Annotated in this window: 17 protein-coding genes; 6 read left to right on the top strand and 11 right to left on the bottom strand. The window is 58.1% G+C overall.

Annotated elements, in window-relative coordinates; translation table 11 throughout:
• Nucleotides 1-57: 57 nt before the first annotated feature.
• A complete protein-coding gene (locus ACEN9A_RS17365; RefSeq protein ID WP_019648671.1) occupies nucleotides 58-783 on the bottom strand; it encodes a tetratricopeptide repeat protein in 726 nt (241 codons plus the stop codon).
• A 228-nt stretch (nucleotides 784-1011) separates the two neighbouring features.
• Here ACEN9A_RS17365 and ACEN9A_RS17370 point away from each other — a divergent pair, with 228 nt between their 5' ends.
• Nucleotides 1012-1173: a DUF2986 domain-containing protein gene (locus tag ACEN9A_RS17370; protein WP_018930247.1), complete on the top strand. Its 162-nt coding sequence runs from the start codon at nucleotides 1012-1014 to the stop codon at nucleotides 1171-1173.
• A gap of 135 nt (nucleotides 1174-1308) precedes the next feature.
• Here the strand turns inward: ACEN9A_RS17370 and ACEN9A_RS17375 are convergent, their stop codons facing one another.
• Together ACEN9A_RS17375 and ACEN9A_RS17380 are read right to left on the bottom strand one after the other, a co-directional pair.
• Entirely contained in the window at nucleotides 1309-2358 is a 1050-nt protein-coding gene (locus ACEN9A_RS17375; protein ID WP_258668861.1) for an alpha/beta hydrolase family protein, read from the bottom strand.
• A 285-nt stretch (nucleotides 2359-2643) separates the two neighbouring features.
• A complete protein-coding gene (locus tag ACEN9A_RS17380; protein ID WP_258668862.1) occupies nucleotides 2644-3258 on the bottom strand; it encodes a hypothetical protein in 615 nt (204 codons plus the stop codon).
• A 260-nt stretch (nucleotides 3259-3518) separates the two neighbouring features.
• On the opposite strand from ACEN9A_RS17380, the gene ACEN9A_RS17385 reads away from it, so the two are divergent.
• Nucleotides 3519-3779, top strand: coding sequence for a DUF6429 family protein (locus ACEN9A_RS17385; RefSeq protein ID WP_258668863.1), 261 nt, complete (start codon nucleotides 3519-3521; stop codon nucleotides 3777-3779).
• Between the two features lie 173 nt (nucleotides 3780-3952).
• Here the strand turns inward: ACEN9A_RS17385 and ACEN9A_RS17390 are convergent, their stop codons facing one another.
• Complete coding sequence (locus tag ACEN9A_RS17390) at nucleotides 3953-4834, bottom strand: LysR family transcriptional regulator (protein ID WP_258668864.1); 882 nt, start codon at nucleotides 4832-4834, stop codon at nucleotides 3953-3955.
• A gap of 110 nt (nucleotides 4835-4944) precedes the next feature.
• On the opposite strand from ACEN9A_RS17390, the gene ACEN9A_RS17395 reads away from it, so the two are divergent.
• Nucleotides 4945-5529 carry an isochorismatase family protein gene (locus ACEN9A_RS17395; RefSeq protein ID WP_007904567.1) on the top strand — a complete coding sequence of 195 codons (585 nt, stop codon included), beginning with the start codon at nucleotides 4945-4947 and terminating at the stop codon, nucleotides 5527-5529.
• A gap of 57 nt (nucleotides 5530-5586) precedes the next feature.
• On the opposite strand, the gene ACEN9A_RS17400 is transcribed toward ACEN9A_RS17395, so the two are convergent.
• On the bottom strand, nucleotides 5587-7488 hold the full coding sequence (locus ACEN9A_RS17400) for a potassium transporter Kup (protein WP_258668867.1): 1902 nt from the start codon (nucleotides 7486-7488) through the stop codon (nucleotides 5587-5589).
• Between the two features lie 517 nt (nucleotides 7489-8005).
• Here ACEN9A_RS17400 and ACEN9A_RS17405 point away from each other — a divergent pair.
• Entirely contained in the window at nucleotides 8006-9352 is a 1347-nt protein-coding gene (locus ACEN9A_RS17405; RefSeq protein WP_258668868.1) for a PAS domain-containing HWE histidine kinase family protein, read from the top strand.
• A 35-nt stretch (nucleotides 9353-9387) separates the two neighbouring features.
• Here the strand turns inward: ACEN9A_RS17405 and ACEN9A_RS17410 are convergent, their stop codons facing one another.
• Nucleotides 9388-10008: a cell wall hydrolase gene (locus ACEN9A_RS17410; protein ID WP_138867799.1), complete on the bottom strand. Its 621-nt coding sequence runs from the start codon at nucleotides 10006-10008 to the stop codon at nucleotides 9388-9390.
• A 182-nt stretch (nucleotides 10009-10190) separates the two neighbouring features.
• Here ACEN9A_RS17410 and ACEN9A_RS17415 point away from each other — a divergent pair, with 182 nt between their 5' ends.
• Entirely contained in the window at nucleotides 10191-11042 is an 852-nt protein-coding gene (locus ACEN9A_RS17415) for a CAP domain-containing protein (RefSeq protein WP_258668869.1), read from the top strand.
• Between the two features lie 70 nt (nucleotides 11043-11112).
• Here ACEN9A_RS17415 and ACEN9A_RS17420 read toward each other — a convergent pair whose 3' ends face one another.
• From ACEN9A_RS17420 to ACEN9A_RS17440, 5 genes are all read right to left on the bottom strand, one after another.
• A complete protein-coding gene (locus ACEN9A_RS17420; protein WP_258668873.1) occupies nucleotides 11113-11511 on the bottom strand; it encodes a YfeK family protein in 399 nt (132 codons plus the stop codon).
• A 64-nt stretch (nucleotides 11512-11575) separates the two neighbouring features.
• Nucleotides 11576-11812: a hypothetical protein gene (locus ACEN9A_RS17425; protein WP_081628196.1), complete on the bottom strand. Its 237-nt coding sequence runs from the start codon at nucleotides 11810-11812 to the stop codon at nucleotides 11576-11578.
• A 123-nt stretch (nucleotides 11813-11935) separates the two neighbouring features.
• Entirely contained in the window at nucleotides 11936-12172 is a 237-nt protein-coding gene (locus ACEN9A_RS17430; protein ID WP_019648658.1) for a hypothetical protein, read from the bottom strand.
• Nucleotides 12173-12233: 61 nt separating this feature from the next.
• Nucleotides 12234-13022 (bottom strand): DeoR/GlpR family DNA-binding transcription regulator, encoded by a 789-nt coding sequence (locus tag ACEN9A_RS17435; RefSeq protein WP_258668875.1) that lies wholly within the window; start codon nucleotides 13020-13022, stop codon nucleotides 12234-12236.
• A 95-nt stretch (nucleotides 13023-13117) separates the two neighbouring features.
• Nucleotides 13118-14011, bottom strand: a complete 894-nt coding sequence (locus tag ACEN9A_RS17440; protein WP_258668878.1) for a LysR family transcriptional regulator — start codon at nucleotides 14009-14011, stop codon at nucleotides 13118-13120.
• 85 nt (nucleotides 14012-14096) lie between these two features.
• Between ACEN9A_RS17440 and ACEN9A_RS17445 the strand changes: the two genes are divergently transcribed.
• Complete coding sequence (locus ACEN9A_RS17445) at nucleotides 14097-14891, top strand: NAD(P)H-dependent oxidoreductase (RefSeq protein ID WP_258668880.1); 795 nt, start codon at nucleotides 14097-14099, stop codon at nucleotides 14889-14891.
• Nucleotides 14892-15110: the final 219 nt, after the last annotated feature.

A 15110-nucleotide genomic window follows, 5' to 3' on the forward strand; every position in this document is an offset into this window, starting at 1 on the left:
TCAACGCGACGGTCGTAGCTGGACCGTCGCCGACCAGCCAGAAGGCCACTCGGAAACTCAACCGCGCACCAGGTAGGCTCCCGACGGAACCCGATGCCGCAGCTTCTTGCATTTGCCGGGTGGGGGCTGATGCCCGGGCGGGCGATCAGGAAACCAGATTCGGCATTTACCCGGAGGCGGCCAATGGCCGCGGGGAATCTCAACTCCATCGTACGCGGGCGCTGGCTCGGCGGAAGCCGATTGCAATTCTCCTTCGGGCATTGCGCGAGCGAAGTTGCCAGCATCGCGCCCAGTATCCGGAGCGGCTTGTTCAGTAGCGGCCATTTCTGCTTCGCGGAGCCTTTGGGCCTCCTCTTCGAGCCCCTTCTGTACTGCAACCTGGTCCTCTTCTTTGGCGTTGGGTGAGGTGCTCGATGCGTTGGCCTGCTGCGCCGCCTGGATCAATTGGAAGTTGCGGTTGCGTAACGCTGCGTTGCTACCGACTCTCATGTTCGAGCGCACCGCCAACGTTTCAGCCTGCTGGTACTGCCCCTGCTGAAGACGCAACACACCGAGATAATGCAGCGTCGCGGGATTGTTTGGCTGGATATGCAGGGCACGCTCCAGCGTGGCAGCGGCTTGGTCCAACTGGCCATCTCCATACTGCCGCGAGGCGGTTTCGATCAGGGTGGTTGATGCGCTGTTGCTTTGCGAGGGCGCCCTTCGCTCGGCAGCAACCGAACAAAGCGACGTGACGACGCAGAACGCCAGGAGGAGACTCGGCAGAAAAATCTTGGTTGGCATCAGGGGGCGGACTCGGCTGATCTCGGACGGCACTGTCGTAAAACAGGCCACCAGCACTGCTCGGCATCTGCGACACAGGGCCCCCATTGACATGGCCGGTACCCTGAAGTTCCCGCCGCAATGGCCATTGCGGACGGAGTGGAATTCGCAGGCCGCCGCACCGGTATCAATTTTTACCTGAAATTTTAAGCTGGTATCATTCAAGCACTGACAAACCGAGCAGAAAATATGAATCGTCGTAAAAAAATAAATCAGTTATTAAAGGCTAACGCCAAAAAGGCCAGCGCCAAACTGGCACCGAAAAGCAAGACTAAATACATTAGTAAAGCTGACCGATTGAAGCTGGCGGCTGAAGCCGGTCAGGACTCAATCACTTGCGCTGAGAGCTGATCTACGTAGCCTTCACGACCGACCGCTTCCGCCCCAGAGCCCACTTCCCTGCCCAACCGATCTGACAGATTGCGCGGACGTTAAAACTGCTACAGCGGTTTTTTGTTGAGCTGCAGCAGTTCCCTTAGCACGAGTTTATAAACTTTCTTCTTTGTAGGATGACTGAAGAAATTCTGCTATCAGCGATGTGATCTGCTGTTGAATCACCCCACGTGAGCGACCGCCGTCGCCATCCAGGCAAATAATGCCATCGCCTGGTACATCGTCTTCGAGCAGTTTCTGCGCGCCAGGTTTGCACATCGACAAGAAGCTGAAATGGCTTGCGTCGCTGATTTCGACGTAACGGCTTGACGCCGCAGGCAAGCGTTTGGCCAGGTTGGCAGACTCCAGTTCAGCAGGAAGGTCGTGCGACGGTACGCCGGCAGCGATCACCAGCGTTGGTACCGGCAGCGCCGCCAGGCTTTCATCGGTCATGCCCCGTGAAAGGCCAATGTCCAATGTAACCACGGCAGTGACGCGTTTATCGCGCAAATCGGCGGCCAACGCGGCCTTTGATTCTGAGGTACTTGCAGGGTTTATCTTTCCATAGACGGTGCAACTTGCTAGCTGCGGGTGGGCTTTGCAGTCATGGGCGAAGCGGTCTGGATCGAAACGAGCACCGGCGATCTCCAAGGCGGTCATGCCACCGAGTGAATGGCCCACTACTGCAATTCGGTCATTGGCGACCAAGCCGAATTTTTCAGGTTGAGTCGTGACGCTATCAATGGCTCGACGCACATCAACGGGCCGCTGCCATAACTGCGCCGCCGCTTGAGGGCTACGGTCATGAGTGGTGGTGCCAGGGTGATTGATCGCGGCGACGATGTAACCCCTATGGGCCAGAGCACTGGCAAGCCAGATCTGGTTGCTCCAGTTCCCCCTGTACCCGTGGGAGAGCACCAACAATGGATGCTTGCCAGCAGCGGGCGGCGCGTTACGAACGGCAGAAGCACCGACAAACACCACATCATCGCCGATCAACTGCGTGGCGGCGGTAGTCGCACTGGGGTACCAAACGACCATCTCCAGTGAGCGGTCATTGTGCGAGTCCGCCAGTGTGGAAGATTGGAAGCCGACAGGGTTCTCGTCAGCGAGTGCGATAGAAGTCAGCCAGGTGAACAGCAGGACGCCGAAAGCTATTTTCAATGTCGTTTCTTCCTTGATTAGACAAATACATGGCAGCCTGAACCCGCCGTCAGGCGAATCCACCTTCGTACGAAGTCGAAGCTAACGTGGCTGCATAGTGAGCACGGACATTAAAGCCCACAATCGAATCCACGGGCATGAATTTCATCGTTAACTCTGTTCGCGGCCTTTAGTGAGAAGGCTGAATGCCCGCTTTTCCGCGTGTCTTTCCTGATGCCAGGAACCAATAGCGATTCAAGGCCAACCCTTTGGCATACACCTGAAAGAATTGGCCCATGCCCCCTCTTATGGCTCGTTTGGAAATTCGACATAAGCGATGACTTTACCGAACGGCGCACTTGTCATACCTATCGGCATATTCACTCCTGGGTAGCCTGCTATCGGTGTATTGATGATTGAAACCTGCTCCCCCGGGGCGCGGTTATCCGCAGCGATCAGCAAAAAGTAAGTGCCATCGGCGGGCGCGACGCCGGACCATTCAATTGCCAGCGCATTGGGGCCGACCAAATTATCAGCCACGATATTACCTTGTGCATCGAGCACCACTGCTTTGGGTTTCAGAGCACTTTTCGCAAACCCCATGCACATGTTGTTGCACATTGAGCTGACGTTGATCACGTAGGTCTGGCCCTTGAGCAAACGGAAGTTGAACAGTCGGTAGTTGCCTTGCTGCGTCCCCATGACAATGCGTGGCTCTGCTGGGCTGATCTCCCATCGCACCGGAAACAGGTCACGATTGATCGGCAGAGGAGTGACCGGTGCCTGGTGAATGGCTTCCTGGAATGAATGAGCGATTGGTGTATTGCTGGACTGGACCTGATCGATGTATTGGTTTTGCGAATTGCTTGAGCAGCCAGCCAGGGACAAGACAACAGCAAGTGGTAGTAAGCATTTGAGCATCGGGGGTCGTCCATTGAGTACAGGCGGGAGCCGTTAGTCGAATTTAAAAATGTAAACAGCCATTGTCGGCGGCTCTGGCTGAAGCTTGAATGTAAGTAGGTAAAATCGTTGCCCGTCCGCTAGGGAGAGAATGGAGAAGTCTCTTTTGAGACTCGCCCTCTTTTTCAACATAGGCCCCAACCGTTAAAGTGTGGGGTTCACGGATCGCTTAATGAACATGAACTCGATGAGACCTGTTGAATACGAGCGGAGCAACGATCATGGAATATGACGACAAACTGATTGAAGAAGCCGTGCTTGCCCTGTTGGCAACCTTCAGTTTTGACAACGGCAATGCCTGGAAAGGGTTCGACTTCGAGACCATGAACCGATTGCATGAACAAGGTTTCATCAGTAATCCGGTGAACAAGAACAAATCGATTTGGTTGACGGCCGAAGGGCTGGAGCAAGGTCGGCAGATAGCCGACCGGTTGTTTGAGGTAAGAACTCAAGTGGGGCACGTATCCGACTCGGATACCTGACTTCATGCTGCGGCAACCCTAGGTGCCCCTCGAAAAAAGCGCAAAAAAGGGGACGGATTTATTTCTCTCAAATAAATCCGTCCTCTTTTCGTTCCGTTCGCGGTCTTTTAGAGAGAAGGCTGAACGTCCGCGTTCCCGCGTATCTTGCCTAGTGAAAAGGCACTCACCACCCACTAAGCATCCTGCAATTTCTCACGCAGAAACTCGATAAACCGTTGGGTTTTCGCCGGTAACAGTCGCGTCTCGGTGAGGGCATAAACCGAGACGGGCGAAGCCTGCCACTGCGGCAAGACTCTGCGCAGCGTGCCATCGGCGAGGTCTTGCGCAACGATGCCTTCGGCCAGTAACGCGACTCCCAGATCCAGCGTCGCCAGACGTCGAATCATTCCCACGCTGTTGAGTTCAAATCGACCGCCCACCTCAACCTCCTCCTGCCCTTCACTGCTGGAAAGTATCCAGCGCTCAGCACGGGTTCCGCGCAGACGCAGGCATTGGTGATGAGTCAGGTCCGAGGGCTGGACGGGATCGCCGTACTGTTCGAGATAACGGGGTGAGGCGTAAAGACCGCGGCGCAAACTGGCGAGCTTGCGGGCGATCAGGTTCGAACTCGCGGGTTCACCCATGCGGATGACCACATCAATCGGCTCACTCACCAGGTCGACCTGACGCGGGGTCAGATCGAACTCGAAGCTGATGCCGGGATACAGCCGGGCAAACTCCGCTATCAGCGGTGCCAGGTAGATATTGGCGAAATCCACCGGCAAAGAGGCCCGCAGTACACCGCTGGGGTGGGCCAGCATTTCGCCGAGCTGCTCGTGCGCAAGCCTGGCTTCTTCGACGATGCGTTTGCAGCGTTCGAAGTACAACTGCCCCGCTTCGGTCAGCTCGATCTTGCGCGTGGTGCGATGCAAAAGCCTGAGCCCGATTTCTTTCTCGAGGCCGCTTATCCGGCGCGACAGCGTCGAGTTCGGCATGCCCATCGCCTCGGCCGCGCGGCGGAAACTTCGCGCCTTCACAACCTCGACGAACAGCGCCATGTCGTTGAGAAACTCCAAGGCTATTGCTCCATCAGTGGATCAGTCATTTCAATTTTACCCGGTTTATCCCGGATTCGGATTGATCAATGATAGTCCCATGCCGCCCCCCTACTGCCAGGAGAATCATCATGACGTATGAAAAATTCAGTGCCGACAATGCCGCCCTGCTGTTGATCGATCACCAGGTGGGAACGATGGGCTGGGTGAAATCCATCCCGTTCGAAGAACTGAAACGCAACGCGCTGATGCTCGCCAAAGCGGCCAGCATTCTGAAATTGCCGGTGGTGCTGACTTCCAGCATGGAAGAGTACGCACAGGGGCCTCTGCTGAGTGAACTGGAGCAGATCCTGCCTGCCGAGTTCGCTTCCCGCGTCAAACGCCTGGGCATCGTCAACGCTATGGACGATGAAAACTTCGCCGCCGCCGTCAAAGCCACGGGCCGTAAAAAGCTGATCATTGCCGGAGTCACCAATGACGTCTGCACGGTTTATCCGGCGCTGAGTCTGGTGCGTGAAGGCTATGACGTTCAGGTAGTGGCCGACGGTGGCGGTTCACCGAGTGTGATGGCCGATGACATCGCCCTGCGGCGGATGGATAAAGGCGGCGTGACGCTGACCACCACCAACCAGCTGATTGCAGAACTCGCCGGAAGCTGGGCTACGCCGCAAGGTGGGCAGTTGGTGCAAGTGTTGATGGAAGCACTTCAAGGCTAAAGATTGGGTGCAATACCTGTGGGAGCAGCGCACCGCCGCTCCCACAGGGATGAGTCGCTACATCTCAACCTGCGTACCCAGCTCAATCACACGATTGAGCGGCAAATTGAAGTATTTGAGGTTGCTGTTGGCGTTCTTCAGCAAGAACGCGAACAGGGTCTCGCGCCAACGGGCCATGCCGATACGCTTGGTCGGGACGACCGTCTCGCGGCTGAGGAAATAGGTGGTGCGCATCGGACTGAAATCCAGCTCTTTCAAATGGCACAGACTCAACGCCAGCGGCACATCGGGCTCCTCTATAAAGCCGAAGTGCAGACTGACCCGGAAGAACCCTTCGCCAAAAGACTCGATCTCGAACCGCTGATCCGCAGGCACACGCGGACGGTCTTCAGACACCACGGTGAGCAACACCACCTGCTCGTGCAGCACCTGGTTGTGCAACAGGTTGTGCAACAGCGCATGGGGAACTGCATCGGATCTGGCCGTCAGAAATACCGCGGTACCTTGCACTCGATGGGGTGGTTGCGCGCCGATGCTGCTGATGAACAACGGCAGCGGCAGAGCGGTTTCGTCCAGTCGCTCGACAATGATCTTGCGGCCGCGCTTCCAGGTGGTCATCAAAATGAACAGGGCAATACCGGCGATTACCGGGAACGCACCGCCCTGGAAGATCTTCGATATGTTGGCGGCGAAGTACAGGCTGTCGACCACGAGAAAACCCAACAGCATCGGAATCGCCAGCCAGCGCGGTGTTTTCCACAGCAGCAAGACCACGGCCGAGGACAGGATAGTCGTGATCAACATGGTCCCCGTCACCGCCACGCCATACGCCGCCGCCAGCGCACTGGACGACTCGAAGCCGATGACCAGCAACACGACGCCGACCATCAGCGCCCAGTTCACGAGGCCGATGTAAATCTGCCCCTGCTCCTGACTGGAGGTGTGCTGGATAAACATACGCGGCACGTAACCCAGCTGAATGGCCTGGCGAGTCAGTGAGAACGCCCCGGAAATTACCGCCTGGGACGCGATGATGGTGGCCAGCGTCGACAACGCGACCATCGGCAGCAGCGCCCAGTCGGGTGCCAATAGATAGAATGGGTTGCGTACCGCTTCCGGGCTCCCGAGGATCAACGCACCCTGACCAAAGTAATTGAGCACCAGGCCAGGCAGCACCAGCATGAACCAGGCACGGGCAATCGGTTTGCGACCGAAATGGCCCATGTCGGCATACAGCGCTTCAGCACCGGTCAATGCCAATACCACGGCGCCCAGAATGGCGATGCCAATACCCGGATGAACCACGAAGAATCGCACCGCCCAAACAGGATTGAGCGCTTGCAGCACTTCCGGGCGTTGCAGAATGCCGTATGTACCGAGAATGCCCAACACCACGAACCACAGCACCATGACCGGGCCGAACAGGATGCCGATACGCGCCGTGCCATGTTTCTGGATCAGGAACAGTGCTACCAGAACGATAACGGACAGCGGAACGACCCAATGCCCGATGCCCTCGAACGCAAGTTGCAGACCTTCAACCGCGGAGAGCACCGAAATGGCCGGGGTGATCATGCTGTCCCCGTAAAACAGTGCCGCGCCAAACAGCCCGAGCAGCACCAGGTTCCGGCTCATTTTCGGATACGGCGCCGAGGCCCGGCGTGCCAGTGCCGTCAAGGCCATGATGCCGCCCTCGCCCTGGTTGTTGGCGCGCAGGATAAACAGCACGTACTTGATCGAGACGACCCAGATCAGCGACCAGAAAATCAACGACAGAATGCCCAGTACACCGTCCTGATTGGCCTGGACGCCATAGTGGCCGGCGAACACTTCCTTGAGTGTGTAAAGCGGGCTGGTACCAATGTCCCCATAAACCACGCCGACCGCGGCGACGAGCAAGCCCACTCCTGATGTTTTGGCGTGGGAGTTTTCATGGGCGGGGATCGCTGTTTCGCTCACGGGTAGCTTCTCTGAGATTGAAGGAAATAAATGGCATGCCACCTTCGAGCAAGAGGGTTTGCGGGGCTACCGGGCAAACATTGGAACTCAGCCATGAAACCCCACGGCCTGATAATGAGATTAGTCCATGGGTGTCATGCCGTTCGTTCAGGCGACCTGGAGAGTTTGCAGGCCTGTCGACGATCAAAAAAACGCGGCAAGTATCCTCGCAAGGGAAAACACCTACCGTAAAGAAAGCGTAAAAATGTACGGGCAGCAGCGAGCGAATTTCGATCAAGCTTGTTGTGCGCGACCAAAAATAGTCCTTAATTAGAGGCAAGGTTCTTTCCGGGACCTCGCCACATCGCTATATCCTGTATTTCACCCCGAATCACCTGAATCGAGTGCCAAGGCACCACCAGCATGGAGTTTGCGAATGAGCCAAGGGCCTGTCCATGAGGGCGACACCGCTATTGGACCTACCTGTGCACCCTCAGAAGGTAGCGAGCAAACCTCCCCGTCCCTTCACGACCTGGGGTTGAGCGATGTCCTTGAGGCACTGCCCGAGGCCATCTACACCACCGATGCCAAGGGTCTGATCACCTTTTACAACCGTGCAGCGGTGGCGCTGTGGGGAGTGACCCCGGCGCTTGGGGAGAGCACCTTTTGCGGCTCCTGGAAGCTCTATTGGCCTGACGGCACGCCGCTGCCCCACGATGAATGCCCCATGTCCATGGCATTGAAGGAACAGCGTCCTGTCAGAGGGCTTGAAGCCATCGCCGAACGTCCGGATGGCACACGCGTTCGTTTTCTGGCGTGCCCCTCGCCGATATTCGATGCAGAAGGCGGCCTGATAGGCGCCGTTAACATGCTGATCGATCTGACCGACCAGACCGTCGCCGACGAGGCCGCGCTGATCCATGACGCGCTGGTCGAATCGTCCGCCGACGCGATCATCGCCAAAGACCTGAACGGCACGATTACCAACTGGAACGCTGGCGCCCAGCGACTCTTCGGTTACACGGCCGAGGAAGCGGTCGGCCAACCCATTGACATGCTCATCCCCCTGGATCGGCGGGATGAGGAACCCGGCATTTTGGCGCGCATCCGTCGAGGCGAGCGCATCGAACACTATGAAACCCTCCGGCGGCGCAAAGACGGCAGCCTGGTCGAGATCTCTCTTGCCGTCTCCCCCATCAGAAATCGGCAAGGCCGTATTGTCGGCGCGGCCAAAATCGCTCGCGATATCACCGAGCGACGACAGGCGGAAGAACAAAAGAGCCTGCTCATCAGAGAGATGGATCACCGGGTGAAAAACCTGTTTACCCTGGCGAACAGCGTGGTCTCACTGAGCGCCCGTTCGGCAACGACCCCCGGTGAACTCGCCTCCGCCGTTTGCGCACGGCTGAACGCATTGGCGCGAGCCCATACCCTGACCATACCGCACGGTTTGAGTAACGAGCAGCCAACGACATTGCATGCCCTCATACAAACCATTCTCGCGCCTTATGCCGATAGCGGGGATAACAGCCAGTCACGCGCCGTCGTGACCGGCCCTGACATAACGATTGACGGTGCATCAGTCACCAGCTTCGCTTTGCTGTTGCATGAGTTTGCAACCAACGCCGCGAAATATGGGGCGCTCTCTTTGCCTGAAGGGCTTTTGGATATTGCCTGTAGAGAGAGTGAGGAGGTATTCACCGTGGTCTGGAGCGAAAGGAATGGCCCGCTCATTGACCGGGAGCCCGACAGCACCGGGTTCGGCACCCTTCTCGCCAAAGCGACCGTGCATGGCCAGCTTCACGGCGAAATCCGCCGTGACTGGAAGCGCGAGGGGCTGACCATCACCGTAGCGTTTCCCACCCGTAGCATAAGCGGCCAGTAGAGGGTTGACTCCAGATGGTGCGAAGCGATTCGCACCTACTTTGCCGTCCCGCCACCAGGTTTATAGAACAGAAACTTCCGGGTCTCGCCCGTCTTGATGTACTGCTTCGCCCAGTCGGGTTTCACCGTTCTGTCGTGGAAATACAAGGCACCGTGGGTGCGGTCCGTAAGTTGCTTGTTGAGTGCCTTGCGCGCGATCTCCTTGGCGATGGCATATTCGTCGTCTTCCTTTACCTGATCCGCACGCCCGTCGCACCACCAGGAAAACTGGCAGGCATGCTTTTCGGAACCTTGCTTGACCACGGCGCACACCGTATCCGGAAAACCTTCGTGACCGAGCCGGTTCATGACCACGCTGGCGACGCCTTCCATGTCGGCAGCAGTCACCCCTTTGGCTTCCCAGTAGATACTGCGTGCAAGGCACGTTATGGCATCCTCCAGCGGCGCCGTGCCCGCCGGATCGACCGCCTGCGCTTCGGAGGGGGTGATGACCTCGGATTTGGGCACCGGAGCTTCGCTACCCTTCTCTGCCGCTTTCTGTTCCAGGACCTGCGCCTTTTCTTCGGCCACTTCCTTTTTTTGCTCCTGGTCGGTCGCCCACACCTGGCCGCACAGAAGGATGATTGCGAAGCAGGTGGCTACCCCTTTGAATCGCATGTTCCGACCCTTCTGATTGAAACCTTCGTGAGCAATGAAACGATCGCAGACCTGGGTTGATTGTAGTAGCCGCAATTCAATCCAACAGGCAGGCAATAAACTGCATTTGGGCGCGAAAAGGCATTGCATCGGGAGGGGGGACATCGCGCATCATGGGCACAGATCGTTCAAGGGAGATTTTCATGCGCAGCCTGTCATCCGTTTTGCATCTTGGCGTGTTGTCATTCGGGTTGGTGTTCAGCGTCATCGCGTCGGCGGCCGATGAACAACAGCTGGTGGAGTCGATCAACGTTTACCGCAGCCAGGTACAGCGCTGTGCCGGACAGGCGTCTTCGGAGTTACCACCGCTGGCCAGCGATCCGCGTCTGGTGCTGTCCGCCAACAGCATCGGCGACCTGCAGCAGGCATTGGCCCGCGCGGCATATCCGATGGTTAACGTGCAGGCGATCAGCTTGTCCGGCCCGCGTGATGCGCCCGCCGCGATGAAGGCGATTCAGGAGAGCTTCTGCCGGGTGGTGCTGGACCCGCAATTTGTCGATATCGGCGTCAGCCGGGAGGGCCGTGAATGGCGCATCGTGCTGGCACGCCCCCTGTTGACCGGGCGCTTGGGCGACTGGCAGGCGGAGGGACAGAAACTCCTTGAAGCGATGAACAGCGCCCGCACGCAAGCGCGCCAGTGCGGTGCCCAATCCTTCACCGCCACCACACCGCTGGCCTGGAACGCCACGCTCGGGTCAGCCGCCGAGGGCCACAGCCGGGCCATGGCCAACCATAACTTTTTCGATCACAAGGACCGCGACGGCCGCACGCCGGGTGATCGGGCTGAACTGGCGGGTTACGCCGGCCAACAGGTCGGTGAGAACATCGCCGCCGGGCAGGACACGGTGCGCAAGGTGGTCGATGGCTGGCTGGCCAGCCCGGGGCATTGCGCCAACCTGATGAACCCACAATTTCGCGAACTGGGTGCAGCCTACGCGGTGGACCCGAAGAGTGACGCAGGCATTTACTGGACGGCGATGTTTGGCACGCCGTGAAGAGTCGCCATCGGAAAAAGGAATCGCCATTTTGGCGGTGCATCTACTGCGCTAGCGCCCGACAAGACCATCAGTGAAGTTGCCGTTGCCGCTGTAGCTCGGTCTTCAACCAGAGGCTGGCCGGTTGTATGCCTGCCGGACAGTGCACTTCATAGGCGCGGCCACTCATGCTGCTTTGGGTGGCCGCCAGTTCAATGAAGTCTTCTGCGCTGTTCACCCTCTCCTGCTCTTCAAGGTACTCCAGCTTCTTCTCCAAATGCGCCCGGGCTTGAGGGCCAGCGTATTCGCTGCCGTTGCGCACAAACCGGCATTCACTGTGCTCGACAAAGTCCAGCAAGCTGTTTATTTCTTGAGTGGCTTTAGGTGGGATTTGTGCCTGTGCATTGAACACCACGGCAGTCAGGCCGATACCTGCTGCGATCAGCCATTGAGTGAGAGGCGCAGCAACATACCCAGTCAGCCTTCGCATGGTTATTCCTCAGGAGGAGGTTCAGAGCGGTTATCACCCCACTCTGAAGTCAGGCGATCAAGCGTCAATCGTCGCCCTGGTTATCATCGTTGCCACGGTCGCGGTGCCGACGGCGATCATCACGACGATCGTAATCCCGGTCATACCCTCGATCATCACGGTAATAATAGCCACGATCATGGTCGCGACGGTATTCACGGTGATCCCGATCGTACCTGTCTCCCTCTTCCCAGTAAGGAAAGCAACCTCCCAGCAGGAGAGTACTTGCAATGGCCAGGGTCATTATCGCGGTGCGCTTCATTTTAATGTCCTAAAAGGTCAGAACTACGGGGATGAGGTGACGCTAGCGGCGAATCGATCGCAGTGCGTTCAAACCCATAATTACGACCCTCAAGCCGGTCAATGATTCCGTTATCACCGGGCCTTACAGCGTTCTCTGGCTGTTACCGATGGTTTTGGCTTTTTCGATGGCCCACTCCATCGCCGCTTCCATGTCCAGCAGATGCGGCGAGGGGTGTTTGTCCTCAACGATGGCCGAGCCATCCGGCCAATAGACCCCCATGAACATCTTCAGCGAACCGTCTCTCAATATCTCGGCTTTAACCTCAATCGTGCATCCGTTCGACAGCGTTTCCGAGTGGATCATGTGGCGCTCAGTCATGACTGCATTCCTCCCGTCGTTGCTATCAGCGTAACCCATGCAGCGCCGGGCGCGATGACGCTCAGGCGTCTGCCTGCACCACCTCGATCCCCAGTCTTTGATAATCCTCGAGATTGCCCGAGGCCACGTGGCGCTCGGTGATCAGCGTATGCACACGGGCACAAGGCGCAACCACGAAGGGCTCCACTGCCCCCAGTTTGTCCGCGGTGGTCACGGCAATCACATGGGAGGCGCTGGCGAGCATCGCCTGCTTCACCGGCACTTCATCGAAATGCAGCGAGCTGAGGCCGACTTCCGGATGAATGGCACAGACCCCGGTGAACACCAGGTCGGCCTTGATGCTCTCGATCAACCGCAGGGTTTCATGCCCGCTGGAAGACATCGTCGCAGGGTTGAGCTGACCACCGGCGACGATCACCGTGATGCCTTTGTATTCGGCCAACGTGATCGCGATCATCGGCGACGCGGTGACAGCGGTGATGACAATGTCAGCGGCTAGCGAGCGTGCGATCTGCAGCGTGGTGCTCCCGGAATCGAACATCACGATCTGGCCGTCTTTGACCCGGCGCGCGGCAAGTTGCGCCAACCGGGTTTTCACCTCATCGGTTTCGCTGACCCGGGTGAAGTAATCCTTGCCCGTGTCCTTGGGCCGTGGCAACGCCCCGCCGTGCACCCGCTGCACCAGCCCGGCACTGGCCAGCTCCGACAGGTCCCGGCGAATGGTGTCTTCGGACACGGCGAAATGCTGGCTCAGCTCGGAAGCCATGACCTTGCCATCACGTTCGAGGATCAGCAGGATTTTTTGGCGGCGAAGTTGGGGGAGCTCTGCGGAGGAATGCTCGGCGTGCATGGTTATGCCTGTTTTTGCGTGTTTGTGCGAGATTAGCCAAACACCTCAATGAACACAAGGCGCTCCCACAAGGGATTGTGTTTGATTGATACCCATCACAAGGCACTCACGATGAACTCACGCAACCATTGATGCCCAGGGTCGCGGTGACAGCGCTCGGGCCAGAGCATCGACATCTCGTAACCCGGGACTTCAAGCGGGGGCTCGACCATGGTCAAAGCGTGCGTATCGCGAACCAGGCGAGCTGGCAGCATCGCGACCATGTCGGTGCTCTCCACCACCGACGGGACAAACAGAAAATGGGGGAGCGAAAGCACCACTCGGCGCGTCATGCCCAGATGGGAAAGCGCCTGATCGGTGACACCCTGAAAGCCTCCGCCATCCCGGGATACGATGACGTGGTCGAGTTCGCAGAACTGCGCGAGTGTCGGTCGCTTTCTCAACAGCGGATGGCCGGCACGCCCCACCAACACATAGTGTTCGGTAAACAACGTTCGACGCCGTAAACCGAGGGGAGCATCCTCGGTGGTATGAAACGCCAGGTCGATTGCCCCCTGCTCCGCTTGTTTGGCCAGCTGTGACGGCATCAGGTCAAACACCGCCAAACGCGTGCCGGGTGCCGCCGAACGCAGCCCGGCCAACGCAGGCAAGACGATGGTCGACTCGCCGTAGTCCGACGCCATGACATTCCACGTCTGCCGTGCCTCGGCCGGGTTGAAAGGGCTGGCGGGCGACACCGCGCGCTCCAGGGCTTCCAGGGCCTGGCGCAACGGCTCGCGCAACCCATCCGCCCGAGCCGTGGGCCGCATGCCCCGTGGCCCCGGCAGTAACAGCGGATCGTTGAAAATATCCCTCAATTTAGCGAGATGAACGCTCACCGACGGTTGCGACAAATTCAGACGTTGCGCCGCACGGGTCACGTTGTGTTCCGAGAGCAGGACATCAAGCGTCAGCAGCAGGTTGATGTCCAGACGTCGCAGATTACTCATGACAATACCTGGCATATTGGTTATTCATTTCCAATATACCGGGTAAGGCCTGATTCTGCTGGCTTCTGACAACGGAGACCCAGCCATGAATGTTCTGCTCGTTTACGCCCATCCCGAACCCAAATCGTTAAACGGTTCGCTCAAGGACTTTGCCGTCAAACGCCTGGAAGCTGCCGGCCACCAGGTACAGGTTTCCGATTTGTATGCGATGGACTGGAAAGCCTCGCTGGACGCCGATGACAGTTTCGGCCGGCCTGCCGACGCACGGTTCGATCCGTCGCAAGACTCCAAGCGTGCCTTCAAAGAAGGCCGGCAACGCCAGGACATCGTTCTCGAACAGAAAAAACTGCTCTGGGCCGATACCGTCATCCTGCAGTTTCCGCTGTGGTGGTTCTCGATGCCGGCGATCCTCAAAGGCTGGGTGGAACGCGTCTATGCCTATGGTTTTGCCTATGGCGTAGGGGAACACTCCGATGCGCGTTGGGGCGACCGTTACGGGGAAGGCACGCTGGCGGGCAAACGGGCGATGTTGATCGTCACCACGGGTGGCTGGGAATCTCATTACAGCCCACGGGGCATCAACGGGCCGATCGACGATGTGCTATTCCCGATCCAGCACGGCGTACTGTTCTACCCCGGCTTCGACGTGCTGCCACCGTTCGTGATCTATCGGACCGGCCGAATGGATGAGGTGAGATTTTCAGCAACTTGTGAGGCGCTCGGCCAACGGCTGGATGACCTGTGGGAAACCGCGCCGATTGCTTTCCGGGCGCAAAATTCAGGGGCGTATGACATTCCGCAACTCACGTTACGCGATGAAGTTGCTGCGGATCAGTCGGGCTTTGCGGCTCACGTCAGTCAGGCGACACACTCGTTGTAGCAGCTTGCGAGGCTGCGTTCGCCGTAGCAGCTGTCGAGCTTGCGAGGCTGCGTTCGGCTGCGCAGCAGTCGTCAAACCAGAACTCGCGGTGTGTCAGGCAGACCGCGTCAGCCGGATTCACGACTGCTTCGCAGCCGAACGCAGCCTCGCAAGCTCGGCAGCTGCTACAGCAAACACGAAAAAGCCCGCACAAGGCGGGCTTTGGAAATCGATGTAGGT

This window comes from Pseudomonas sp. Pseusp18, assembly GCF_059506005.1.

Bases quoted from the DNA above. Each gene is read 5' to 3' on its own strand.
- ACEN9A_RS17365 (WP_019648671.1), bottom strand. From the start codon at position 783: ATGCCAACCAAGATTTTTCTGCCGAGTCTCCTCCTGGCGTTCTGCGTC.
- ACEN9A_RS17370 (WP_018930247.1), top strand. From the start codon at position 1,012: ATGAATCGTCGTAAAAAAATAAATCAGTTATTAAAGGCTAACGCCAAA.
- ACEN9A_RS17380 (WP_258668862.1), bottom strand. From the start codon at position 3,258: ATGCTCAAATGCTTACTACCACTTGCTGTTGTCTTGTCCCTGGCTGGC.
- ACEN9A_RS17385 (WP_258668863.1), top strand. From the start codon at position 3,519: ATGGAATATGACGACAAACTGATTGAAGAAGCCGTGCTTGCCCTGTTG.
- ACEN9A_RS17395 (WP_007904567.1), top strand. From the start codon at position 4,945: ATGACGTATGAAAAATTCAGTGCCGACAATGCCGCCCTGCTGTTGATC.
- ACEN9A_RS17410 (WP_138867799.1), bottom strand. From the start codon at position 10,008: ATGCGATTCAAAGGGGTAGCCACCTGCTTCGCAATCATCCTTCTGTGC.
- ACEN9A_RS17415 (WP_258668869.1), top strand. From the start codon at position 10,191: ATGCGCAGCCTGTCATCCGTTTTGCATCTTGGCGTGTTGTCATTCGGG.
- ACEN9A_RS17420 (WP_258668873.1), bottom strand. From the start codon at position 11,511: ATGCGAAGGCTGACTGGGTATGTTGCTGCGCCTCTCACTCAATGGCTG.
- ACEN9A_RS17425 (WP_081628196.1), bottom strand. From the start codon at position 11,812: ATGAAGCGCACCGCGATAATGACCCTGGCCATTGCAAGTACTCTCCTG.
- ACEN9A_RS17430 (WP_019648658.1), bottom strand. From the start codon at position 12,172: ATGACTGAGCGCCACATGATCCACTCGGAAACGCTGTCGAACGGATGC.
- ACEN9A_RS17435 (WP_258668875.1), bottom strand. From the start codon at position 13,022: ATGCACGCCGAGCATTCCTCCGCAGAGCTCCCCCAACTTCGCCGCCAA.
- ACEN9A_RS17440 (WP_258668878.1), bottom strand. From the start codon at position 14,011: ATGAGTAATCTGCGACGTCTGGACATCAACCTGCTGCTGACGCTTGAT.
- ACEN9A_RS17445 (WP_258668880.1), top strand. From the start codon at position 14,097: ATGAATGTTCTGCTCGTTTACGCCCATCCCGAACCCAAATCGTTAAAC.